Source organism: Actinocrinis sp., assembly GCF_035653575.1.
Lineage (GTDB): Bacteria > Actinomycetota > Actinomycetes > Streptomycetales > Catenulisporaceae > Actinocrinis.
In genome coordinates this window covers 1-25137 of record NZ_DASRBQ010000078.1, presented here as the reverse complement: position 1 = coordinate 25137, position 25137 = coordinate 1, and the positions used below count along the sequence as shown (strand labels likewise).

Annotated in this window: 15 protein-coding genes; 9 read left to right on the top strand and 6 right to left on the bottom strand. The window is 71.1% G+C overall.

Annotation, left to right across the window (positions count from 1 at the left end):
• Positions 1-2 precede the first annotated feature (2 nt).
• Together VFA06_RS11020 and VFA06_RS11015 are read left to right on the top strand one after the other, a co-directional pair.
• Positions 3-1289, top strand: a complete 1287-nt coding sequence (locus VFA06_RS11020; protein WP_324840384.1) for an RNA polymerase sigma factor — start codon at positions 3-5, stop codon at positions 1287-1289.
• A gap of 158 nt (positions 1290-1447) precedes the next feature.
• Positions 1448-1702, top strand: a complete 255-nt coding sequence (locus VFA06_RS11015) for a S1 RNA-binding domain-containing protein (protein WP_324840383.1) — start codon at positions 1448-1450, stop codon at positions 1700-1702.
• 67 nt (positions 1703-1769) lie between these two features.
• Here the strand turns inward: VFA06_RS11015 and VFA06_RS11010 are convergent, their stop codons facing one another.
• From VFA06_RS11010 to VFA06_RS11000, 3 genes are all read right to left on the bottom strand, one after another.
• Positions 1770-2858: a Gfo/Idh/MocA family oxidoreductase gene (locus tag VFA06_RS11010; RefSeq protein ID WP_324840382.1), complete on the bottom strand. Its 1089-nt coding sequence runs from the start codon at positions 2856-2858 to the stop codon at positions 1770-1772.
• Positions 2855-4189 (bottom strand): MFS transporter, encoded by a 1335-nt coding sequence (locus VFA06_RS11005; RefSeq protein WP_324840381.1) that lies wholly within the window; start codon positions 4187-4189, stop codon positions 2855-2857. Before VFA06_RS11005 ends, VFA06_RS11010 begins: the two co-directional genes overlap by 4 nt.
• Positions 4190-4293: 104 nt before the next feature.
• Positions 4294-5154 (bottom strand): aldo/keto reductase, encoded by an 861-nt coding sequence (locus VFA06_RS11000; protein ID WP_324840380.1) that lies wholly within the window; start codon positions 5152-5154, stop codon positions 4294-4296.
• Positions 5155-5271: 117 nt separating this feature from the next.
• Between VFA06_RS11000 and VFA06_RS10995 the strand changes: the two genes are divergently transcribed.
• The 3 genes from VFA06_RS10995 to VFA06_RS10985 all read left to right on the top strand — a co-directional run bounded on the left by VFA06_RS10995 (position 5272) and on the right by VFA06_RS10985 (position 10000).
• A complete protein-coding gene (locus tag VFA06_RS10995) occupies positions 5272-6159 on the top strand; it encodes a LysR family transcriptional regulator (RefSeq protein ID WP_324840379.1) in 888 nt (295 codons plus the stop codon).
• Positions 6160-6245: 86 nt separating this feature from the next.
• Positions 6246-8684 (top strand): FUSC family protein, encoded by a 2439-nt coding sequence (locus VFA06_RS10990; RefSeq protein ID WP_324840378.1) that lies wholly within the window; start codon positions 6246-6248, stop codon positions 8682-8684.
• A gap of 110 nt (positions 8685-8794) precedes the next feature.
• The gene (locus VFA06_RS10985) at positions 8795-10000 is read left to right on the top strand and encodes a glycosyltransferase (protein ID WP_324840377.1); all 1206 of its coding nucleotides are present in this window, start codon (positions 8795-8797) and stop codon (positions 9998-10000) included.
• Positions 10001-10064: 64 nt separating this feature from the next.
• On the opposite strand, the gene VFA06_RS10980 is transcribed toward VFA06_RS10985, so the two are convergent.
• The 3 genes from VFA06_RS10980 to VFA06_RS10970 form a co-directional block, all read right to left on the bottom strand.
• Positions 10065-11867: a sialidase family protein gene (locus tag VFA06_RS10980; protein WP_324840376.1), complete on the bottom strand. Its 1803-nt coding sequence runs from the start codon at positions 11865-11867 to the stop codon at positions 10065-10067.
• Between the two features lie 212 nt (positions 11868-12079).
• Complete coding sequence (locus VFA06_RS10975) at positions 12080-13909, bottom strand: NAD-binding protein (protein ID WP_324840375.1); 1830 nt, start codon at positions 13907-13909, stop codon at positions 12080-12082.
• A gap of 105 nt (positions 13910-14014) precedes the next feature.
• The gene (locus tag VFA06_RS10970) at positions 14015-15661 is read right to left on the bottom strand and encodes an MFS transporter (RefSeq protein WP_414639872.1); all 1647 of its coding nucleotides are present in this window, start codon (positions 15659-15661) and stop codon (positions 14015-14017) included.
• Positions 15662-15948: 287 nt separating this feature from the next.
• Here VFA06_RS10970 and VFA06_RS10965 point away from each other — a divergent pair, with 287 nt between their 5' ends.
• From VFA06_RS10965 to VFA06_RS10950, 4 genes are all read left to right on the top strand, one after another.
• Positions 15949-20328 carry a HAMP domain-containing protein gene (locus VFA06_RS10965; protein ID WP_324840373.1) on the top strand — a complete coding sequence of 1460 codons (4380 nt, stop codon included), beginning with the start codon at positions 15949-15951 and terminating at the stop codon, positions 20326-20328.
• A 59-nt stretch (positions 20329-20387) separates the two neighbouring features.
• A complete protein-coding gene (locus VFA06_RS10960) occupies positions 20388-22928 on the top strand; it encodes a SpoIIE family protein phosphatase (protein WP_324840372.1) in 2541 nt (846 codons plus the stop codon).
• Positions 22929-22992: 64 nt separating this feature from the next.
• Entirely contained in the window at positions 22993-23940 is a 948-nt protein-coding gene (locus VFA06_RS10955) for a GNAT family N-acetyltransferase (protein ID WP_324840371.1), read from the top strand.
• Between the two features lie 15 nt (positions 23941-23955).
• On the top strand, positions 23956-24858 hold the full coding sequence (locus VFA06_RS10950) for an aminoglycoside phosphotransferase family protein (protein ID WP_324840370.1): 903 nt from the start codon (positions 23956-23958) through the stop codon (positions 24856-24858).
• The last annotated feature ends 279 nt before the right edge of the window (positions 24859-25137 follow it).

Genomic DNA, 25137 nt, shown 5'->3' with positions numbered 1-25137 from the left:
GCGTGACGGCACCGGATCAGGAGGCCGGCTCGGCGATCGAGCGGGTCTTCCGCGAGCAGTACGGCCGCGCGGTGGCTGTCCTGGTCCGCTCCTTCGGCGACATCGAGCTCGCCGAGGAGGCGGTCCAGGACGCCTTCGCGGTCGCGGCGGAGCGCTGGCCGGCCGACGGCGCTCCGCCGAGCCCGGCCGGATGGATCATCACCACCGCCCGCAACCGCGCGATCGACCGGCTGCGCCGGGAGTCCTCGCGAGAGGAGCGCCAGACCAGGGCCGCGCTGCTGCTCGGTGACTACGGGGGAACCGCCGGCACCGCGGGAATCGGCGGCGCGGTAGGAATCACCGGCACCGACGACAGCGCGGAGGAGGACGGCCCCGTGCACGACGACCGGCTGCGGCTGATCTTCACCTGCTGCCACCCGGCCCTCTCTCCCGAGGCGCGGGTCGCCCTGACGCTGCGTCTGCTCTGCGGCCTGAGCACGGCCGAGATCGCCCACGCCTTCCTCGTCCCGGAGCCGACGATGGCGCAGCGGCTGGTGCGCGCGAAGGGCAAGATCCGCGCCGCGCGCATCCCGTACCGGGTACCGAAGGAGGCTGATCTGCCGGACCGGCTGCGCGCCGTTCTGGCGGTGGTCTATCTGATCTTCAACGAGGGCTACACGGCCAGCTCCGGAGAGCGGCTGGTGCGCGACGATCTGTGCGCGGAGGCGGTACGGCTCGGCCGGCTGGTGGTCGAGCTGATGCCGGACGAGCCGGAGGCGCTCGGCCTGCTCGCGCTCATGCTGCTCACGCAGGCGCGCCGGTCCGCGCGCACCGGCCCGGACGGGAGCCTGGTGCCGCTGACCGACCAGGACCGCGAGCTGTGGGACCGGGCGCTGATCGCCGAGGGGCAGGAACTGGTGCGCCGCTGCCTGAAGCGCGACCGGCCGGGCCCGTACCAACTCCAGGCCGCGATCAACGCGGTGCACTGCGACGCGCCGATCGCCGCCGCCACCGACTGGTCGCAGATCCTGCGCCTCTACGATCATTTGATGGAGATCGCGCCTACTCCGGTCACGGCGCTCAACCGCGCGGTCGCGGTGGCGGAGATCGACGGTCCGCAGGTGGCGCTTGGGCTCGTCGATTCGCTCGGGCTCGATGGATTCCACGTGTACCACGTCGTGCGCGCGGACCTGCTGCGCCGGCTGGGGCGTGCGAAGGAGGCGGCCCTGGCTTATCAGAGCGCGATCGAGCTGACGCAGAACTCTGCCGAGCGGGGATTCCTGCGGCGCAAGCAACGCGAGCTGAGCTAAAATCGGCCCCGTGACTGCCGGGTTGGTTCTTCGCCGCGTGCGAATGGACCGCGAGCGGAACGGTTACCCGGCTATCGCTTGATCACCGCGCGGGCCCGAGGCCCGCCCCCTGCGCCGATCCCGCATAGGCGGAGATTGCAGGGAGAGGAGGTGATCGCATGACCCGCCCGAAGCACAGTGCCGAACCAGCCGTCTGGAACGAATTCGTCGCTCGCCACGCGAGCGGCGGCGTCATCGACGGCACGGTGGTCAGCGTCGTTCCGTTCGGCGCGTTCATCGACGTCGGTGACGGCGTCCACGGCCTGCTGCACGAGTCGGCCTGGGGCACTCGGCCCGAACCGGGGTCGCGTGTCGCGGTGCGGATTCTCGCGCTCGACGTCGAGAACCGTCGCGTGAGCCTGACTCCCGCGTAACGCGGGTGTAGGCGGTGCGGGGACGGGCACTGAGCCCGTCCCCGCGTCCCTCGCTCTCGCCCGGCCCTCAGTGCGCCCAGGCCTCGATCCCGGTGGTCACTCTCTCGCCGGTCTCAGCGGCCTGATCGAACGCGAGCGCGATGAGGTGGTCCTGGCAGGCCTGCGCGAGCGGGTACGGTTCCGGCCCCTCGTCGTGTACCCAGGCCGCGGTAGCGGTGAGAATGCTCGCGATCGCGATCTCCTCGTCCATCAGCCGCAGGCCGAGGAACGGGTTGCGGTACACCACCTCTCCGTCGAAGGAGAAGTGCTCGGTGTCGTGACCGTCGAGGTTGAGGTCCTGGCCGAGTTGCGAGCGCACGAGGTGCGATTTCAGGACGGTGCGCGGTCCGGCCCAGCGCACGACCGTGTCGTCGGCGAGTTCGCCGTGGCTGCCGCGGATCACGATGCGGCGCAGGCGCAGCCGGTTGTGCCACTGGTTGCTGGTGAAGTCGTAGAGCCCTGACGCGCCGTTTCCGAAGTCGAGGGTCGCGAGCGTCGTCTGGGCGTCCTTGGCCGACTCGTCGCCGGTCCAGCCGTCGCGGGTCAGCGGGTCGAGCAGCGGCGCGGTGAATCGCGACGCCGTCACCCGCGCCGGCTCGAAGTCCACGCCCAGCAGACCCCTGATCATCGAGACCGCGTGGTATCCGTGCGTCGAGGAGACCTGCACGGAGGTAGGCCGGCCGATCGTGCCGCGCTCGACGAGTTCGCGCCGGGCCGCGTGGCCGGGCATGAGCAGGTACTGCTCGGCGACCTGCACCATCCGCCGCTCGCCGACCCGGGCCCACAGCGCGCGCAGGCCGTCGGCGTCCGGCGCGGGCGGGGTCTCGGCCAGCACCTTGACCCCGGCCTCGACCGCCACGGCGATGACCTCCGGATTGGCCGGCCAGCTGACGCTGGTGACGACGAAGTCGGGGTTCTGCTTGGAGATCAGCTCCTGCGGCGAGAGGTACGCCGGAACCCGCCAGTCCGAGGTGATGCGCTCCGCGGTCTGCGTGCGGCGCGCGGCGACCCCGACCAGCGTGAGCCGGTCGGGCAGGAGGGCGGCGAGCCGCACGAAGAACTCCGCGCGCCAGCCGCTGCCGATGATGCCGAAGGTGGTGGGCGTCGGTGAGGTCACGCGGCGATCCTTTCGGGCGCTGCCTTTTCACGCCGCGTCATTTCGCGGTCCTCCGCAGTATTCGACGTCTCTGCATTCAACGTCTCTGCATTCAACGTCTCTGCCGTGCGCCCGGTTCGGTGACGCTCGACGCGCACCGCAGTGACCGCCAGGGCGAGGCCGACGGCGCCGAGCGCCGCGGCGACCGCGTTCGGCGAGCCGAATCCGAACCCTGCCGCGATGGCAAGGCCGCCGAAGTAGGCGCCGATGGAGTTGGCGATGTTGAAGGCCGCCTGGATGGACGCGGCGGCAAGGTTCGGCGCGCCACCCGCCAGCGCGATGATCCGTCCCTGCAGCGTGGGCAGCCCGGCCAGCGAGCAGAGCGGGAACAGGAAGATCGCCGCGGCGGCGGTGACCCGGTTGTGGTCGGCGGCCAGGAACGCGATCGAGACGGCGATCTGCGCGCCGAGCGAGCACAGCAGCGTGCGCGCGGGCCAGCGGTCCGAGAGCGGCGCGCCGACCAGGTTGCCGATCGTCATGCCGAGGCCGAACAGGGCGAGCAGCCAGGTCATGCTGGAATCGGCGTAGTGGGCGACGTTCGTCATCATCGGGGTGATGTAGCTGAAGGTGGCGAACAACCCGCCGCCGCCGATCATCGCCACGCCGAGCACCAGCCACACCTCCGGCTTGGCGAAGGCGCGCAGCTCGCCGCGCAGCGAGGACTGGGAGGCGCCGGCGGCCTCTGGCGCGGAAGCAGAGCCCTGTTCGTCAGCGCCCTGTTTCGTGAGGCCGGCTTCGGCGGGCACGGCCAGCGCGACCGCGATCACGGCGAGCACCGCGATGAGACCGACGATCGCGTAGACCAGCCGCCAGCCGGCGTGCTGGCCGAGGATCGTGGTGAGCGGTACGCCGACGATGTTCGCCACGGTCAGCCCGGCGAACATCACCGCCATCGCGCTGTTGCTGCGCGTCTTGTCCACCAGCGAGCCGGCCACCACCGCGCCGGCGCCGAAGAAAGCGCCGTGCGGCAGTCCGGTGGCGAACCGGGCGAGCAGCACCAGGCCGAAGCTGGGCGCCAGCGCCGAGAGCAGGTTGCCGGCCGCGAACCAGCTCATCAGCACCAGCAGCACCGGCTTGCGCCGGTACCGCACCGAGGCGGCGGTGAGCAGCGGCGCGCCCACCACCACCCCGAGTGCGTAAGCGGAGATCAGCTCCCCGGCCCGCGGGATCGAGACGGAGAGGTCGGAGGCGACCTGCGGCAGCAGGCCCATCACGACGAACTCCCCGGTGCCGATGGCGAATCCGCCGACGGCGAGAGAGAGCAGGGCACGGCGTACAGCGCCGGAAAGCATGTCGCTGCCAACTTCCTTGTGTCGGGACGGCGACGGCGCTGTCAGCCCCACCCAGTGAGTTCAGTTGTTACCAAGGGTACCGGCCGGCCGGGCGCGCGAAGGAATCACGCGGCGTCGAGCCGGGCCACTTCCTCCGCGGACAGCTTCAGGTCCACGGCCCGCGCCGAGTCCTGGATCGTCTCAGGTCGCGAGGAGCCGGGGATCGGGATGACCACCGGCGCCTTGGCCAGCATCCAGGCCAGGCAGACCTGCTGCGGGCTGACCCCGTGCGCCTTCCCGACCTCGGCGAAGGCACCGAACCTGGAGCCGAGCTCGCCGGCGCTCGAGATGCCGCCGAGCGGGCTCCACGGCAGGAACGCGATGCCGAGCCGGGCGCACAGCTCGAGCTCCGGCTCGCTGGAGCGGAACGAGGGCGAGAACTGGTTCTGCACGCTGACGAGGCGGCCGCCGAGGATCTCGTTGGCCTGCTGGATCTGCTGCGGGTTCGCGTTGGAGATGCCGGCCATCCGGATCTTGCCGGCGTCGAGCAGGTCGCGGATCGCGCCGACCGAGTCGGCGTAGGGCACGCGCGGGTCCGGGCGGTGGAACTGGTACAGCCCGATCGCCTCGACGCCGAGGCGCTTGAGCGAGGCGTCGCAGGCCTGCTTGAGGTATTCCGGCGAGCCGTTGACCGTCCAGGTGCCGTCCCCGGGGCGCAGGTGGCCGCCCTTGGTCGCGATCAGCACGTCCGAGGTGTCGCCGCCGTAGCTGGCCACCGCGCGGGCGATCAGGGACTCGTTGTGCCCGACCTCGTTCGCGTGCAGGTGATAGGCGTCCGCGGTGTCGATCAGGGTGATTCCGGCGTCCAGCGCGGCGTGGATCGTGGCGATCGACCGCTGCTCGTCCGGCCGTCCCTCGATCGACATCGGCATGCCGCCGAGACCGATGGCGCCGACCTGGACGTCGCCGATGCGGCGAGTCTGCATGGGGGTTCCTCCCGTATCTGACAAGTACAGTCCCAGCCTCCCTGCCCAGGATTAAGCTGTCCAACAGAGAAATCTGATGCCGCTTAGCACGGCGGCTGCTCAATAGGGGTGAGGGACGTGGAACTGCGCCAGCTGGAGCACTTCGTCGCGGTCGCGCAGGAGTGCCACTTCACCCGGGCGGCCAAGCGGCTGCACATCGCCCAGTCGGGTCTGTCCGCCTCGATCCGCTCGCTGGAGCGCGAACTGGGCGCGCCGCTGTTCCTGCGCAGCACGCGGCAGGTCCAGCTCACGCCGGCCGGTCAGGCGCTGCTCGGCGAGGCGCTGCGCGCGCTCTCCGCGAGCAACGCGGCGAAGGACGCGGTCGCCGCCGTGCAGGGCCTGCTGCGCGGCCGGCTCTCGATCGGCTCGCTGCAGTGCCTGCACGCGGTGCACGTGCCGACGCTGCTGGCCGGGTTCCTCTCCGAGCATCCCGGGCTGGAGATCCAGCTGCGGCAGGGCGGCTCGGACGAGCTGATCGAGCTGGTGCGCACCGGCCGGCTCGACGTGGCGTTCGTCTCAAGGCCGGGTTCCGGACGCTGCCCCGACGACGTGGTCATCCAGGCGCTCGACCGCGAACCGCTGGCGCTGGCCTGCGCGCTCGGCCACCCGCTGGCGGGCAACGGGCAGGTCAAGCTGGCCGATCTGGCCGAGGAGCAGTTCGTCGACTTCCCGGCGGACTGGGGCACCCGCGACCTGGCCGACCGGGTGCTGACCGCGGCCGGGATCGAGCGGCGGGTCGCCCTCGAGGTCACCGACGTGCACTCGCTGCTGGACCTGGTGGCGTACGGACTGGGCGTGGCGCTGGTGCCGCGGTCCTACTCGGTGAAGACTGACCGGGTGCGGTTCATCGAGCTGGCCGGCGAGGTGCCCGCGTGGGAGACGGTCAGCGTCACCACCGACCCGACCAGCGCGGCCGCGGCCGCGCTGCTGCGCGAGGTGGACCGGGTGAAGGCGGCGGCCGGTTAATCCGCTTGTCAGCCAACGAAATTTCGGATACGCACCGTGCTAGACGGCTCTTCGAAGAGCGCGAAACAAGTCCCACGGAGGGGCCGATGCGGGGCATAGGGCAACTGAGGCGAAGACTCTGGAACTGGCTGACCACGCACGACCGCGGGCTGCTCGCGCTGCGCCGCGCGGGCCGGGCGGCGATCGTGATGCCGGTGCTGTTCGCGTTCTGCGCGAAGGTGCTCGACAACGGCGACATCGCGACCTACGCCGCCTTCGGCTCCTTCGCGATGCTGATGCTGGTCGACTTCGGCGGCTCGATGCGGGACCGGCTGCAGGCTCAGCTGACTCTCGCGGTCGCCAGCGCGGTGCTGGTCTGCCTGGGCACCCTGGCCTCGCGCGAGCAGTGGCTGGCGGCCGCGGCGATGACCCTGGTCGGCTTCGGCGCGCTGTTCGTCGGCGTGGTCAGCTCGGTGCTCGCGGGCGCGACCACCGCGCTGCTGCTCTCGTTCATCCTCCCGGTCTCGCTGGCCAGCAGGCCCGGGGTGATCCCGGACCGGCTGGCCGGCTGGGGCATCGCCACGGTCGCCGCGCTGCTCGCGGTCTCGCTGCTGTGGCCGGCGCCGGCCAGCGACCCGCTGCGCGGCAGGGCGGCGGCTGCGTGCCGGGCCATCGCGACCAGGCTGTACGTCTCGGTCTCGCTGCACCGCGCCGGGGCCGATGTGAAGTCCGCGCCGGAGTACCAGGCGGCGGTAACCGCGTCCGAGACCGCGATGGCCGATCTGAACCGCGTCTTCCTCGCCACGCCCAACCGGCCTACCGGGTTGAGCACCTCGGCGCGCGCCGTGGTGCGGCTGGTGGACGAGCTGAGCTGGCTCAGCGCGATCCTGGCGCAGTCGCGCTCGCTCAACTGCGCCATGCCTAATCCGGCCGCGTGCAAGGTCAAGAACGCCGCCGCGGCGGTGCTGGAACGCGGCGCCGAACTCCTGGAATCCCCGCGCGCGAGCTTGGACGGCCTGCACGACGCCCTCACCGCGCTGCGCGAGGCGCTGACCAAGCTGGAACGCGACGCCATCGGCCAGCTGCCCATGCAATCGACGGTGTTCGAGGGCGCCGCGTTCGAAGGCGCCGCGTTCGAGGGCGCCGCGGTATCCGGGGCGGCGGCCTCGGATCCGGACGGCGGGCCGCCCCCTCCGCAGCAGCTGCGCCGGGCCGAGTCGATCATGCTGGACGAGCACGTCAGCGAGGTCATCGACGCGCTCGACCCGAGCTTCCGGGCGCAGGAGATCAGCTTCGTGGCCTCCCTGATCGGCCGCAACATCGAACTGGCGGCGCGGGCCGAGCGGCGCTCGTGGCTCGACCGGCTGCTCGGCCGCCAGCCCGAGGGCCTGCCCGGCACCTTGACGGCGGCTCAGGAACGCGCGGCGGCGCACGTCGAGCGGCACTCGGTCTGGCTGCACAACAGCGTGCGCGGCGCGGTCGGCCTCGGCCTCGCCGTGCTGGTCGCGAACCTGACGGGCGTTCAGCACTCCTTCTGGGTGGTGCTCGGAACCCTCTCCGTGCTGCGCTCGAGCGCGCTGAACACCGGGCTCAACGCGTTTCGCGCGGTACTGGGCACCACCGCCGGCTTCGTCATCGGCGCGCTGCTGCTGTTCCCGATCGGCCACTCGACCGGGCTGCTGTGGTTCCTGCTGCCGCCCGCCATCGTGCTGGCCGGCATCGCCCCGGCGGCGATCTCCTTCGCCGCCGGGCAGGCCGGCTTCACCCTCGTCCTGGTCATCCTGTTCAACATCATCCAGCCGACCGGCTGGCGGGTCGGGCTGCTGCGGGTCGAGGACATCGCGATCGGCGCGGGCGTGAGTCTCGCGGTCGGCGTGCTGTTCTGGCCGCGGGGAGCGGCGGCGGCGCTGAGCAAAGCACTGTCTGAGGCTTACGCCGACAGCGCGCGTTACCTCGCCGCGGCCGTCGAGTACGGGATGCTGCGCTTCGACATCACGGGAGCCGAGGCGGCCGGAACCGGCTCCTCGGTGGATGCCGCCACCCTCGTCCCGACCCAGCAGGCGATCCGGGCCGCCGCGGCCGCGCGCCGCATGGACGACGCGTTCCGCGAATACCTGGTCGAGCGCGGCGCGAAGACGGTGCCGCTGGCCGAGATCACCCGACTGGTCAGCGGCGTGACCGCGCTGCGCCTCGCCGCCGACGCCGTACTCGATCTCTGGCAGCGCGACGAGGACCCCGTCTCCGACGACCGCGCGTCGGCCCGGATGGAGCTGCTGCGCAGCGTCGAACTCATCCGCAACTGGTACGACGACCTGGCGGGCAGCCTCGACGGGGAGCGGACCATCCCGCCCACCCTCGAGCGCGATCCGGAGGCGGACAACCGCCTGGTGCGCGCCGTGCAGCACGACCTGCGCGACGAGGACGGAAAGGCCACCGCCACCGCGGTCCGGATGATCTGGACCGGGGACCATCTCGAGGCGGTACGCCGGCTCCAGCCCAGCCTGCTGCAACCGGCGCTCGCGGCCAGGTCGGCCTCCTTCAGGTGAGCTCGCCCGTTCCCGGGCGGACGTGCGCCGCTCGGGAATGAGCAGGAAAGTTCACACGGAGTTTTCCCCGATATCCACGGTTACCAGCGTGGAAAGACCATGATGAACTGGTGTCTCACGAAATCGGGGTGCTCTCCCTTTATGAGGGCTTCTTCCGCGGCGGCGCCCGGATCCTCCACACCGACGTGCTCGCGGGCCTGCACGGCCGTGGCCAACGTCACCGCGTACTCAGCATCCACGAGAACGTTTACCGGGAGGCGACGTTCCAGCGGATGCGAGATGACGCCTGCTATCAGCGACTCGTCGCGGCGGGAATCCCGGTCACCGCGCTGCGCGGGGCGGAACGCGGAGCCGCCGACCGGGAGTCGGCGCGCTTCGACGAACGGGAACTGGCGCTCTTCGAGCGGGAGGCCGCCGCGACGCGGGTGGTGCTCACGCTCAAGGAACAGCCGCTGCGGCTGGTGAACCAGGCCGGCTGGCGCGGGCCGCTGGTCACCTGCCTGCACCGCTCGGACCCGGAGAATCAGGGCTCCGCGCTCGCCGAACTGCGCGCCGCGGTGGCCGCCGGACGCGTCACGGCGCTGGTGTGCTGCGCGGATTCGACGAAGGCGGCCTACCGGGCCGCGGGCGTTCCCGACAGCCTGCTGCACGTGATCCCCAACGGCGTCGATCTGCGCCGCTTCCGGCCCGATCGCCTCGCCCGCGCGCGGCTGCGCCGCTCGCTGGCCATCCCCGACGAGGCCCCGTTGGTCGCGTTCGCGGCGCGCTACGACGGCATGAAGAACGTGCCGCTGTTCCTTGCCGCCGCCGCGCGCTTCCTGGCCCGCCGGCCGACCGCCCATGTGCTCATGTGCGGAACCGGCATGACGCGGGAGAACGAGCAACTGCTCACCGACCTGCGCATTACAGGACTCGATGAATCCGGTCGCCTTCACCTGCTCGGCCCGCGAGACGACCCGCAGGCGCTGTTCGCCGCGGCCGACGTGGTCGCGCTCACGTCCGTCTTCGGCGAGGCGGCGCCGCTGTGCCTGATCGAGGGGCTGCTGTGCGGCGCGATCCCGGTGGCGACCGACGTCGGCGACTGCGCCGCGATCGTCGCCGGCCGGGGGCTGCTCACCCCGCCTGACCCCGACGCGATCGCCGCGGCGTGGGGCGAGGCGCTGGCCCGGCGAAGCGAGTTCGTCCCGGCGCTGCTGGCCGCCAGGGAGCAGTTCGGGCGCCGCCGGATGCTCGCCGCCTACGCGGCGCTGATCTGGCGGGCCGGCGGGCAGGGCACCCGGCGCCGGGTGCGGCGGGTGCTCGAGCCGGTCGGCTGAAAGCGCAAGCCCGCCCCGCGCAGACCTGCGCGGGGCGGGCTTCGCCGGCTAGATCAGAACTCTGTTACCGGAAGATGTTCACCGACTGCGTGACGACGTCCTGGTTCGGGTCGTCCACCCCGGGGTTGCCGCGGAAGTCGGTCCAGACCGGGTGCGCCTGGAAGTCCGGCCCCATCGCGACCGCGGTGTAGTCGCCGATGAACACGCCCTGCAGCACGTTGCCGGAGACCAGGCCGATCGAGACGAACTGCACCTGCGGGTTCTCGGTCTGCTTGGTCAGCCGCCGCTGCGGGTTGTGCCCGACCGACCAGCGGTCGCCGGAGACCATCGCGAAGTCCTCGCCGATGCCCGCCGGGTCGTAGTAACGGGTGTAGTAGCTGACCGCGATGTGCCCGTTGTACGCCGCGACGGCCGGGAACACCTCGTCGGTCCCGGCGCCCACGGTCTGCGGGGCCGACCAGGACAGCGCGCCATGGCTGTGCGCCTCCGCCGAGATCAACAGCGCGTTGCCGTTGGTGCGCACCGAGACGCCGGAGGAGTTGTACAGGCCGTTGCGGTCGTCCGCCCAGGTGGCGTACAGCCGGTTCTGGACCCGGTCGTAGGTCAGCTGCGGGAAGGAGTTGATCCGGAAGTTCTCCCCGGTCAGCGAGCTGTTGCCGATGTCCGCGTTGAACGGGAAGTCGAAGTCCTGCGCCGCCTCCTGGTTGGTGAAGCTCTTGCCGCCGTCCTTCGAGGTCGCGATGATCACGGCGTCGTGGTCGGTCGGCGCGTTGCAGGCCGCGGTCTGGCAGACCGAGTCCTCATAGGCGACGTACAGCGTGCCGTCGTTCGCCACCACCGGGTTGGTGCCGGTGCCGAACGGAGTGATGCCGGTCTTGAAGCTGGCCAGCGTCGGCGAGATGCCGACCGGGGCGGAGAAGTGCTTGCCGCCGTCGGTGGACCTGGCCTCGACGGTCGGCGAGGAGAGGTAGTTGCCGGCCGAGTCGAAGTTGAACTGGGTCCAGGTGACGTAGACCGCGCCGGTGTGCTGGTCGACGGCGATCCATTCCTTGTCGTTGAAGATGTCGGTCGGGCCCTCGGTCCCGTTCGCGTTGAAGCCGTCCAGGTGCACGATGGTCGGCTCGCCGAAGGTCTTGCCGCCGTCGTGGGAGACCGAGACGGTCACGCCGCTGGCCGACTGCGAGCCGCCGTTGGCGGGCGCGGAGCGGGAGAAGACCAGGTTGGCGTAGTAGACGGTGTTGTTCGGGCCGAAGGCGAGGGACGGGTCGCCGGCCGAGTCGGCCAGGGAGAGCGGGGCGCTCGCGCCGGTCTGGAAGGTCAGGTGCGGCGCGAGGACGTTCTTCCAAGTCTTGCCGCCGTCAAAGGTCGTATACGCCCAGCCGGAGGCGTCGTTGCGGTTCTCGCGGCTGTTGAAGACGCGGTAGTCGTTGGAGCCGGCCACCAGGTTGTCCGGGTTCCACGGGTTCTGCGTGACCGTCGTCTCGTTCTGCGCGGCGTCGCAGCCGGTCTGGCTGCCGACCGGGACGACCGTGTCGCCCTTGATCACGTCGACGTTCGGGGCGAGCGCGGCGTAGGGGTTCGGCTGGCCGAGGAAGGACGCGCACAGCGCCGAGACGCTCGGCGCTTCCGCCATCTCGTCGGTGCCGGAGATGAACTGCTCCTTGAGCAGCGGGTTGGGTGTCGTGTGGGTGCGGGCCGCGGCGCTGGCGTGGGCTCGCTGGGCCACCTTCGCGGATTCCAGCGGGGCCGGATGGTCCCCGCCCGGCGAGCCGGCGGCCGCCGCGCTGGCGAAGCCCGGGCTCACGGCGACGAGCGCGGCCGAGGCCGCGGCGATGAGCACGCCCTGAACTGGGCGTATGCGGTGCATGAGTTGGTCTCTCCCTCCCTTACGCCGCGGCCGGTCCGGCGCGGCGCGTTCGAGACACGGTTCCGCGTGATTCGCGGATCCGGCGACTTTCGAACGCTATGCGGGTGGCTGACCGATGGCAATACTCTGCTGAGGCAGTGACCCATCAGGCCTACCCATACAACGCTTTACGTACTAACCGGGCGCGAAACAGCGTATTGATGGCGTCGGCCTCAGCGGGTGGAGCGCGGAGTCACGCCGCGGGGTGCGGCCGCCTCGGGCGCGAGGAGCGTCGGCGGTGTCACTTGGCCCGGCGAGAGGGAGTCGCGGCGCAGCAGCTGGAGCAGCTCCTCGTAGGGGCCGATGACGTAGGCCTGGTCGCCGGCTCGGAATCGGGTTCCCCGCCGCGGCGGATACTCCAGCCCACTGCCGGGGTCGCCGTCCGCGCGGCCGATGGCCACCACGCGGGTGCGCGCGGACAGCGAGCCCATCGCGAGCCCGTCCAGACCCCCGCCGGGCGCGACGGTCAGCCGGCCGACCAACATCGGCTGGTGCCCGACGTAGAAGGTGCCGAGCACGTCGAGACCGAGCGCGGCGCCGACGAACCAGGGGGCGGCGAGCGCGGCGGTGGAGCGGACTGAGCCGAAGCCGAAGCTGCGCTCCACGGTCTGGCCCAGCTGCTCGTCGAAGAGCCGCAGCACCACGGGAACCTGCGCCCAGCGCGCGCCGAGCTGGTCGCGCACCGCCAGGCCGGTCTCCAGGTTCACCAGGTCGTCGCTCGTGAGCACCGCCACCGCCCGCGCGTCGGCGAGATTGACCGCGCGCAGCGCTTGCGGCTGCGTGGCGTCCGCGATGACTACCGGAACTCCCAGCGCACGCATCTGCGCCAGGTACCGGTTGTCCTGGTTCTGTTCGACCACCACCACCCGCGCCTGCTCGGCCACCAGCCGCTCGGCCACCCGCGCGCCGACCGACCCGAGGCCGACCACCACGACGTGCCCGCGCAGCCCGGTCAGCCGCCCGCGCCCGAGCGCCTCCTCGATCCGGCGGCTGATCAGCAGGTTGGTGAGCATCGCGAAGAACACCGCGACCAGCATGGTGCCGACGATCATCAACCCGATCGCGTAGACGCGCAGCCAGGCGGGCTGGTCGTGGAAGGAGAAGTCGCCGTAGCCGATGGTGGTGACCGTCTCTACGTTGAAGTAGAGCGCGTCGACGATGGTCATCCCACGTCCGTCCGAGCCGCGATATCCCATGCGCAGCACGGCGGTGGAGACGATGACGAGGGCGAAAAGCCCGGCGAACGGGAGCAGCAGGCGGCGGTCGGCCGCCGCGAAGAAGGAGCCGAACGCGGTGCGGATACGGCTCGGCAATCCCGGGCCGGAAGGGTGCGGCGAGGGCACCATGCGATCGTGCGTCGGCGCGGGAACCAGCTCGGGCGTGCCGAGCAGGGTGACCGCGTCGCCCTCGTTCACCAGGTGGTCGCGGCCCGGACAGACCACAACCCGCGTGCCGCCGGCCGGGACGACCGCCACGGGAGCGAGGTCACCGTAGAGGGAACGCAGCGTCGCCTTTCTGCCTGCGGTCACTGTCACCGCGACGAACCGCTCCCCCGCGAGCTCGATCTCGTGCACAGCTGAGCGAAGGCAGGCCTCGACGACCGAGGGCGCGGACAGCCCGGCGACGTCGAGCACCGCGACGCCGATCCCGGCCATCGCCCGCCCGACCGCCGGATTGCGCAACAGCACGACCACACGCAGGTCGGGCCGCTGTTCGCGGGCGAGCAGCGCGGTCTCCAAGGTGTGCAGGTCGTCCTCCTGCACGCACACGATCGCCGACGCGCCGGCCAGGCCGACCGATTCCAGCGCGCCGAGCCGCGCGCTGCCGAAGACGTGCGGGACGCCCCAGCCGCGCACGATCGAGGTCATGCGTGGATCGGGATCCTCGTCGAGGACGACCACGCGCACGCCGGCGAAACGCAGCTGCTCGACGGCGCGCAGCCCGACGCCGCGCAGGCCGCAGACGATGACGTGGCCGGTCCAGTCGTGACAACCGTCGGTCATCGGGTCATTGTCGCCGCCGCCCATAACCGTAAGTATCGCCGTTCTTTACCGAACGGTGCCGTCTTACGCACTCTTCACTGAGAGACGGGAGCGGTGAGATGGGGGCTATGAGATGGGTGGCTGCGAGCTGGCGCGCTGCGGCTTGCCGCGCGAAAGCGAGGCGACTGCCGCGATCAAGGCCATGGCTGCGGCAGTGCCGAACACGATCGTCAGCCCGTGATGGAAGGGGCCTGAGATGAGCTGCGGGAAGAAGCGGTTTCCGGTGAGGGCCGCGGCGTTGTGCGCCGGAAGGGTGTGCAGCACGCCAGAGGGGGCCAGCAGGTGCGCGATCGGGTTCTGCCCGAGGAAGGCGGCGAACAGCGTGGCGACCGGCGGGAGCGTCGCGACGCCGGCGGCCACCGGCGCCGGCACGCCCTGAGCCTGGAGCCCGGCGCTCAGCGTGCGCGGCAGGCTCGACGCCAGCCCGATGATCATCAGGGAGAAGAACACCCCGATGGACAGCGAGGTGCCCGAGTTCTGGAAGGTCGCGCGCATCCCGGAGGCGACGCCGCGCCGCTCCGGCGGCACCGCGCCCATGATCGAGGAGGTGTTCGGCGCCGAGAACATGCCCTGTCCGACGCCACTGACGAAGACCAGCACCGCGAACGCCGCGTAGGGGAAGTCCACCGGCAGAAGCAGCAGCCCTAGGAACGCCCCCGCCATCAACACCAGGCCGCTGGTGGCGAACAGGCGCGCGCCGAAACGGTCGGAGAGGAATCCGCACAGCGGCCCGGCCACGAGGAACCCCGCCGTGAGCGGCAGCATGCTGATACCCGCCCACAGCGGCGTGTCCGCGAAGTCGTAGCCGTGCAGCGGCAGCCAGATACCCTGCAGCCAGATGATCAGCATGAACTGCAGGCCGCCGCGGGCTATCGCGGTCAGCAGCGCGGCGGCGTTCCCGGCCGCGAAGGCGCGGATGCGGAACAGGCCGAGTTGGAACATCGGCTCGGCGACCCGGGTCTCGATCACGCCGAACAAGAGCAGCAGGCACACCCCGCCGGAAAGCAGGCCGAGCACGAGCGGGTTGGTCCAGCCGGTGGACGCGCCGCCGTAGGGCTGGATGCCGTAGGTGATCGCGGCCAGCAGCGCGAGCGCGCCGCAGGTGAAGGTGAGGTTTCCCGGCCAGTCGATCCGCGCGGCCTTCGAGGTGCCGATCTCGCGCAGCGTGCGGTAGGACCAGATGGTGCCGGCGAAGCCGATCGGCACATTGATCCAGAAGACCGCGCGCCAGTCGATGGTCACCAACACCCCGCCGGCGACCAGGCCGAGGAACTGCCCGGCCAGCGCCGAGATCTGATTCACGCCCAGCGCCATGCCGCGCTGGTGCGCCGGGAAGGCGTCGGTGAGGATCGCCGCGGAGTTGGCCATCAGCATCGCGCCGCCGACTGCCTGCGCGATGCGGAACCCGATCAGCCAGAGCGCGCCGCTCTGGCCGTGCAGCGGATCGAGGGAGAGCGCCAGCGAGGCGGCGCTGAACACCGCGAAACCCAGGTTGTAGATGCGCACCCGGCCGTAGATGTCGCCGAGCCGGCCGAGCGCCACCACCAGCACCGCGGTGACCAGCAGGTAGCCCATGATCATCCACAGCAGGTAGCCGATGTTCCCGGCGGCGAGCGGGTCGAGCCCGATGCCGCGGAAGATGGCCGGCAGCGCGATGATCACGATCGAGCCGTCGAGCACCGCCATGAACACCCCGAGCGTGGTGTTCGACAGCGCGACCCACTTGTAGCGCGGCCCCGGCTCTCCCTGTCGCGCCGGGTGGTGGCGCGGGGGCGGGGCCGAGGCGTCGAGGCGCTGCTGAGTAGAGCTCACAATCGACCACCTTACGAAAGCTTAGTTAGGGTAAGCAAGGTCTAGGGCGGAGGACTCAGTGAACGGCGGCGCGCTCCTCGATCGGCCCGAAGATTCTCGAAATCGGCTCGCATGGAACCGGTGATCACGGGTATCCGGGCCGTTCGCGTTGTGGGTCGCCTAACGGCGAAGAGGGATAGGGACGCTTCATGGCCGGCAGGTCTGGTGGCGATACGGTCACGAGGGTTCGGGGCACGGCCGCGAACTCGGCGAAGATCGCGGAGGGGGCCGAGGCGGCGGGGCTACGCCAGCTGCTGGCCGGGCTGACCGCGGTGCGGGACGGAGACTTCGGCACGCAGCTGCCCGAGAACGACGACGGGGTCCTGGGCGAGATCGCGACCGTGTTCAACGGCATGGTCGCGCAGCTGTCCTTGTTCACCTCCGAGGTCACCCGCGTCGCCCGCGAGGTGGGCACGGAAGGGCGACTTGGCGGGCAGGCCGAGGTGCCCGGCGTGTCGGGCACCTGGAAGGACCTGACCGATTCGGTGAACGCGATGGCCGGCAACCTGACCACCCAGGTGCGCGACATCGCGCAGGTGGCCACGGCGGTGGCCAAGGGCGACTTGACCCAGAAGATCGACGTCGCGGCCCGCGGCGAGATCCTGGAGCTGAAGAACACCCTCAACACGATGGTCGACCAGCTTTCGTCCTTCGCGGCGGAGGTCACGCGTGTTGCGCGCGAAGTCGGCACCGAGGGCAACCTCGGCGGCCAGGCGCAGGTCCCCGGCGTCGCCGGAACCTGGCGCGACCTGACCGACTCGGTGAACTTCATGGCCGGCAACCTGACCGCCCAGGTGCGGTCCATCGCCGCGGTCGCCACCGCGGTCGCCAAGGGTGACCTGACCCAAAAGATCGACGTCGCCGCCCGCGGCGAGATCCTGGAGCTGAAGAACACCCTCAACACGATGGTCGACCAGCTCTCCTCCTTCGCGGCCGAGGTCACCCGCGTCGCCCGCGAGGTGGGCACGGAAGGCCGGCTGGGCGGCCAGGCGGACGTGAAGGGCGTCTCAGGGACCTGGAAGGACCTGACCGAGTCGGTCAACGTCATGGCCGACAACCTCACCGCGCAGGTGCGCTCGATCGCCGAGGTCACCACCGCGGTCGCCAAGGGCGACCTGACCCAGAAGATCCGCGTCGACGCGCGCGGCGAGATCCTGGAGCTGAAGGAGACCATCAACACGATGGTCGACCAGCTCTCCGCGTTCGCGGACGAGGTCACCCGCGTGGCCCGCGAGGTCGGCACCGAGGGAAACCTCGGCGGCCAGGCCACCGTGCGCGGCGTATCAGGAACCTGGGAGAACCTGACCGACAACGTCAACGTCATGGCCTCCAACCTGACCAACCAGGTGCGCTCCATCGCCCAGGTCGCCGAGGCGGTGGCCAAGGGCGACCTGACCCGCAAGATCACGGTCGAGGCCAAGGGCGAGGTCGCGGCGCTGGCCGACGTCATCAACACGATGGTCGACACGCTCTCGGCGTTCGCGGACGAGGTCACCCGCGTGGCCCGCGAGGTCGGCACCGAGGGAAACCTCGGCGGCCAGGCCACCGTGCGCGGCGTATCAGGAACCTGGAAGGACCTGACCGACAACGTCAACGTCATGGCGAACAACCTGACCAGCCAGGTGCGGTCGATCGCCCAGGTCACCACCGCGGTCGCCCAGGGCGACCTGACCAAGAAGATCGACGTCGACGCGCGCGGCGAGATCCTCGCGCTCAAGACCACCATCAACACGATGGTCGACCAGCTCTCCTCCTTCGCCGCCGAGGTCACCCGCGTGGCCCGCGAGGTCGGCAGCGAGGGTCGTCTCGGCGGACAGGCCGAGGTCGAGGGCGTGTCGGGGACCTGGAAGCGGCTGACCGAGAACGTCAACGAGCTGGCCGGGAACCTGACCCGGCAGGTGCGCGCGATCGCCGAGGTCACCAGCGCGGTCGCGGAGGGCGACCTGACCCGCTCGATCACGGTCGAGGCCAAGGGCGAGGTCTCCGAGCTCAAGGACAACATCAACGCCATGGTGGAGTCGCTGCGCGAGACCACCCGGGCGAACCGGGACCAGGACTGGCTCAAGTCCAACCTGGCCGGGATCAGCGGCCTGATGCAGGGCCAGCGGGACCTGGCGGTGGTCGCCGAGCTGATCATGGACGAGCTGGCCCCGCTGGTCGGCGCGCAGTACGGCGCCTTCTTCCTGGCCGAGGACGCGCCGAGCGGCACCGAGCTGCGGCTGATCGGCTCGTACGGCGATCCGGGCGGCCGGCCCACCCGGTTCCGGCTCGGGCAGTCGCTCGTCGGGCAGGCGGCGCGCAGCCGGCGGATCATCGCGGTCGACAACGTGCCGCCCGGCTACGTGGCGATCAGCTCCGGGCTCGGCGAGACCGCGCCGTCCAACCTCGTGGTGCTGCCGATCGTGGTCGAGGAGCAGGTGCTCGGCGTGATCGAGCTGGCCTCGGTGCACGCGTTCACCCCGGTGCACCGGGCGTTCCTCGAGCAGCTGATGGAGAACATCGGCGTCAACGTCAACACGATCGTGGCCAACGCCCGTACCGACGAGCTGCTCGTCGAGTCGCAGCGCCTGGCCGCCGAGCTGCAGGCCCGCTCCGAGGAGCTGCAGGTGCGGCAGGAGGAGCTGCAGAGCTCGAACGCCGAACTGGAGGAGAAGGCCGCGCTGCTGGCAACGCAGAACCGCGACATCGAGGCCAAGAACCTGGAGATCGAGAACGCCAGGCAGGAGCTCGAGGCGCGCGCCCAGCAGCTCGCGCTGGCCTCCAAGTACAAGTCCGAGTTCCTGGCCAACATGAGCCACGAGCTGCGCACCCCGCTCAACAGCCTGCTGATCCTCGCGCAGCTGCTGGCGCAGAACCCCACCCGGAACCTGACGCCCAAGCAGGTCGAGTACGCCGGGGTGATCCACTCCGCGGGCTCGGATCTGCTGCAGCTGATCAACGACATCCTGGACCTGTCCAAGGTCGAGGCGGGCAAGATGGACGTGGACCCGGAGCGGGTCTCGCTGCGCCGGCTGCTGGACTACGTCGAGGCCACCTTCCACCCGCTGACCACGCAGAAGGGCCTGGAGTTCCGGGTGCGCACGGCCAGCGACGTGCCTGGCGAGCTGCTGACCGACGACTCGCGGCTGCGGCAGGTGCTGCGCAACCTGCTGTCCAACGCGGTGAAGTTCACCGAGGCCGGCAGCGTCGAACTGAGCATCGAGCCGGCCTCAGAGCAGGAACTGCCGCCGGCCGCGCGGCGCAACGGCCCGGCGCTGGCGTTCCGGGTCCGCGACACCGGTATCGGCATCCCGGAGCAGCAGCTGGAGACCATCTTCGGCGCGTTCCAGCAGGCCGACGGCACCACCAGCCGCAAATACGGCGGCACCGGCCTTGGCCTGTCCATCAGCCGGGAGATCGCACAGCTGCTCGGCGGCGCGATCACCGCGCAGAGCGCGGTCGGCGAGGGAAGCACCTTCACGCTGTACCTTCCGATCGCGCACCCGGACTGGGCCTCGCTCCCGCTCCAGCCGGCCGCGGCGCAGCCGCAGGCCGAGGCGGTGTCCGTGGTCGAATCCGAGGCGGCAGGCCGGCGCGACCGCGCGCGGCGGCCGGCCGGCGACGCGTCCGCGTCCGCGGCGGTAACGGTCACCTCGGTTCCGCAGGACCCTGATGACAGCCCGGCCCCCGGCGCGCGCCGGCTGCTGGTGATCGAGGACCGGCCGCGCGGACTGCTCTCGCTGGTCGCCGAGAGCGCCGTCGCGGATCTCGCGGACAGCAGGCCGCTGCTGGACGGGCGCGGCCCGGTGCAGATCCGTACCGCGGTGGGCGCGCAGGAGGCCGCGGCGGCGCTGGCGACCGAGCCGTACCACTGCGTGGTCCTGGAACTGAACATGGCCGACGACGGCGCGGCGCGGTTCCTGCAGGCCCGCAGCGACGATCCGGCGCTGCACGCGATCCCGGTCCTGGCGCACCACAACCGGCGGCTCGACGCGGAGCAGGAGCAGCTGATCCAGGCGCATGCCCAGGACTATCCGCTGGAGCTGCTGCCCAGCCTGGACGAGCTGCGCGAGCGGATCGCGCTGCACCTGACCGCGGAGCGCCCCGCGGACGTGGTGCCGCTGGCGAGGCCGGAGAGCCGGCAGCCTGCCGAACTGCCGGAGAGCGACAGCCGGCTGGCCGGGCGCACGGTCCTGGTCGTGGACGACGACGCGCGCAACGTGTTCGCGCTGACCGGGATGCTGGAATTCCACGGCATGCGGGTGCTCAACGCGGAGAACGGTGTCAAGGGCATCGAGGTGCTGCGCAGCGATCCGAGCATCGAGCTGATCCTGATGGACGTGATGATGCCGGAGATGGACGGTTACGAGGCGACGGCGCGGATCCGGTCCATGCCGGAGCGGGCGGACCTGCCGATCATCGCGGTGACCGCCAAGGCCATGCAGGGCGACCGGGAGAAGAGCCTGGCCGCCGGCGCCAGTGACTACGTGACCAAGCCGGTGGACGCGGCCGTGCTCATCGATTGCATCCGCCGCGCCCTGAAGCTGTGAGGCCCGGCGCCTTGAGAGTCCGACCGCAGAACCGACAGAGGGCGAACCGGCACTGAATCATGACCCTTACCCCTACTCCCCCACTCGATGGCGATTCGGCGGCTGAGCCCGGCGAGGCCGCCGATACCGCCAAGGCCGCCGAGCAGAGCGAGGAGGCCGCGCCGGGCATCGGCCGGCTGGCCGCCACCGTCGACCGGCTGCGCGTGCAGCTGCAGAACGCTGAGACGACGGCGGACGCCCGGGCCCTGGTCGAGCTGGCCAAAGGCATCCTGATGGAGCGGCTGCGCTGCGGCCAGGCCGACGCGGCGAAGCAGCTCGACGTGCTGGCCGAGCGCAGCGGGCTGCCGGCGCTTGAGCTGGCCGCGGACCTGGTCAACGAGATCTCCAACGACCCGCTCACCCGCATCGCCCGCGAGCACGCAGGCTCCGTCGCCGCCGCCGCGCTTGCCCGGCGGGACTCGGACCTCGACTCCGCGATCGCGGCGTTCTCCGGCTCCCCCGCCGTCGAGCTCCCGGAGCCCGAAGCCAGCCCGGGCGCGCGGCTTCGCACCGCCGAGTCCGGCGTGATCAGCGCCACCGACGCGCAGGCCGCGGCCCAGTCCCTCAAGCAGCACGCGCTCGGGCCGCTGGGCGCGCAGGCCGTGGCCATTTGGGAGCTGGGCACCGACGGTTCCCTCGTGCTGGCCGGGTACGCGGGTTTCAGCGCCTCGGAGGCGCAGCGCTGGCGGCACGTTCCGCCGCACGTCGCCACGCTGGCCCGCCGGGCCGTCGTCGAACGCCGCCTGCAGATCATCGCGGACACGGCGGACTGCGACGTGCCCAGCATCGGGGCTAACCGGCGCGACGACGAAGGAGGCCGGGTGGCCCTGCCCGCCGAGCTCGGCGGCCGGGTGCTCGGCGTGTTGGAGGTCTGCTGGCCGCACTCCATAGGCGACCTACAGCCGGTGGTGATCAAGCAGCTGGAGGCCCTCGCCGAACTGTGCGCCTACACCCTCGACGGCGGCCAGCAGATCGCCGCGCACACCACCCTGCGCGCCGGTGCATCTGCGACGGCGAAGGGCCAAGCCGTCGACCCGCAGCTCACCGACCTCGTCGACACCCTGCTCGACCCGGCGCTCATTCTCTGTCCCCTGCATGACGCGGAGGGCCGGCTGGTCGACTTCGTCATCGAATATACGAATGAGAATTTCGTGGATCCGGCCGGCCGGCCGCGGGCGGTGGTGACCGGCCTTCCGCTGCTTGAGGCCTATCCGCTGGCCGCGGAGCCCGGCGCGCTCTTCGACAAGGTCGAGCACGTATACGCGACCGGCGAACCGTTCAGCACCGAGCAGCTGGTGCTCAACGCGCGCATCGACCAGGTGCCGGTGTCCTCCGTCGCGGCGGTCGGCATCAGCCGGCTCGGTCGCAGCGTGCTGCTGAACTGGCGGCTGCAGGACGAGGCGGCCAGGCTCGCGACACTGCTGCAGCACGCGCAGCGGCTGGGCCGGATCGGCGGCTTCGAGGAGAACCTGGTCACCGGCGAGACGACGTGGAACGCCCAGCTGTTCGACCTCTACGGCCTGCCGCCCACCGCGCAGCCGATCCCGCTCAGCCGGCTGGAGAACCACGCGCACCCGGACGACGCGGACGCGCTGGGCCGCTTCCTTCGTGCCCTGATGCACCGCCACGCGGCCGCGTCGGCCGCCTTCAGGCTCCAGCGCCCGGACGGCGTGCTGCGCTACATCCGGATCGTCGCCGAGCCCGTCGTGGACGACGCCGGCCTGCTGATCGCAGTGCGCGGCGCGTGTCAGGACATTTCATCGCAGCACTGGACCGAGATCGCGCTGGCGGCCACCCGGGACCAGCTGGCGCACACGGAACAGGAGGCGGCCGAACGCAACCGGCTCGCGCTGCGCCTGCAGCGGGCCATCATGCCCTCGGCGCCGCGACCCGTCGACGCGGCCGGCCTGGACATCGCGGTGCGCTACCGTCCGGCCGAGACAGACCACCTAGTCGGCGGCGACTGGTACGACGCGGTCGTGCTGCCCACGGAGCAGGTCCTGCTGGCCGTCGGCGACGTGGCCGGCCACGGCATCGACGCGGCCACCGACATGGTGGCGCTGCGCAACGCCCTGCGCGGCCTCGCGGCCACCGGGGCCGGCCCGGCGCAGCTGCTCAGCTGGCTCAACACGGTCGCCCACCACCTGACCGACCACGTCACCGCGACCGCCGTGTGCGGCATCTACGACCCGAGCAGCCAGACGCTGCGCTGGGCGCGCGCGGGTCACCCGCCGCCCCTGCTGATCCGCGACGGCCGCGCCACCGCGCTGCCCCTGCCGACCGGCATGCTGCTCGGCGCGACCGGCGAGGCCCATTACGGCGAGCAGGAGCTCACCCTGCATCCCGGCGACACGCTGATGATGTACACGGACGGACTGATCGAGCGGAAAGACGCCTCGCTGGACCAGTCGCTGGAACACCTGCGCGCGGCGGCCCAGGTCGCGGTTCCCGCGCTCGGCGAGCAGCTGGATTACCTGCTCAGCCACAGCAATGCGGATACGGATGACGACACCTGCCTGATCGGTATTCGGCTGCGGGAAGAAGCCGCCGCGAGTGCGTAGGCGCCGTGGGCGGAAGCGGAAAATGGTTCGACGGCTTCGCGCGGCCCTGGCACAGTGGCGCACCATGAGCGATGCCGATCTTGTGACCGCTACGGACGTGCGGCTCATGCAGGGCTTGGCGCAGCGGGTCACGGCCGCGCGGCTCGACCTGGTCAACAGCGACGCGTCGTATGGCGAGCTGGCCTGGATCTGGGGTAAGGGCCACGCCTCCGTCGGCGCGAGCTGGCGGCGGCGGCTGTGGTTCTCCGGCGACGATCTGGTCGGCTGGGGCTGGGTCACGCTGCCGCACCGGGTGCGGCGCAACGACGGCTCGGTGAAGGACGTCACCGGCGCCTATCTGGCATATCAGGTTCATCCCGACCACAGCGAGCTGGTCGACGAGGTGATCGACTGGTACGACGGCACCACGGTCGGACTTGAGCGCACGGTGGTCGCGCAGGCCGCTGACAAGTTCGCCTTGGAGCGATGGGCCGCGCACGGCTATGAGCCCGATTCGGACGCGCTCGGTGACACCGGCTCGTGGACTCAGCTCAATGTGCGGGATCTGGACGACGTGGAGCAGCCGGTGCTGCCGGAGGGGTTTCGATTCCGCACCGCGGACGAGGCCGGGCCGCAGGCCGTGGTCCAGGCGCACTTGGACGCTTGGGCTCCGTCGCCGTATACGGTCGAAGCCTACGAAGGGGTGCGCAGAACGCCGCCCTATCGCGGCGACCTGCACGTGCTGGTCGAGTCGCCGGACGGAATCATGGCTGCCTCGGCGATCATGTGGCTCGACGAGGCGAACCGGACCGCCGAGTTCGAGCCGGTCGGGACGCATCCGCACTACCGGCGGCGCGGCGTCGGCCGGGCGCTGCTGCTGCACGGCATGCAGCGGGCGCAAGCTGCCGGGGCCGCTCACATGACGGTCGCCTGCCTTGGCGCGCCGGGGCATCGCGCGGCGCGTGGGCTGTACTACAGCGTCGGGTTCCGGCAGTTCTCCCGGGACGTGCCGCTCATCAAGACCGGGGGCTGAGGCGTGCCGGGAACCATGCATGCCGATCAGCTGACCATCACGCCGGACATGGTGCGCGACCTGGTGCGCGACCAGTTCCCCGCGTGGCGCGACTATCCGATTCGAGAGGTCGCATCGCAGGGTACGGTCAACGCGATCTTCCGCATCGGCGACGATCAGGCGGCCCGGTTCCCCCTCAAGCCCGACGACGTCGAAGCCACGCGGCGTTCAATGGAGCGCGAGGCGCAGGCCGCAAGCGAACTCGCCGGCCGTACGCGATTCCCCACGCCCGAACCCGTCGCGGTCGGCGAGCCTGGTCGCGGCTACCCGCTTCCCTGGTCGGTGCAGACCTGGATTCCGGGCGACGTCGCCACCCCGACGGATCTGGCCGACTCCATCGCCTTCGCGCATGACCTGGCCGAGTTCATCCGCGGCGTGCGCGCGATCGACCCGCGGGGACGCAAGTTCAGCGGAGAAGGCCGCGGCGGCGATCTAGAGCAGCACGACCCGTGGATCGAGATCTGCCTCGAGAAGTGCGAGGGCTTCCTCGACGTGCCACGACTGCGGCAGATCTGGTCGCAGCTGCGGCTACTGCCACGCGCACCCGAAGACGTGATGACGCACGGCGACCTGATCCCCGGCAACGTGCTCGTCGCAGGGGACCGACTCGTCGGCGTGCTGGACGTCGGCGGCTTCGGCCCGGCGGACCCCGCCCTCGACCTGGTCTGCGCGTGGCACCTGCTGGACGCCGCCGCGCGCCGACAGCTGCGTGAGGACCTGGCCTGCGACGACCTGCAGTGGCAGCGCGGCAAGGCGTGGGCGTTCCACCAGGCGATCGGCGCGGCCTGGTACTACCGCGTGACCAACCCGGCGATGAGCCACCTGGGCCAGGTCACCCTCAGCCGCCTGATGGCAGACGAACTGCCTGCTGCGGCCTGACCGCCCCCCGGCAACCCGGCGGCGCCGGCCTCGCGTGAGGCAACCACCGAGTATCAACCGCATGCCCGCCACCACAGCGCCGACCCCACCGCCATCAGTTCTCAGCGTGCTGTGACAACGACGCGGCATCTCCCGTTGGGCTCGTGGTTGCTTTGGCCCACCTGCCCGCCCCGCTCCGCGCCCTCGCCTAGCGGCTCGCCCGCTCCACGGACTCAGGGCGCTGCCGCGCACGGGCTGCGCCCTGAACGCTGCGCTGTCCCTCCGGGCCGCTCCGCTAGC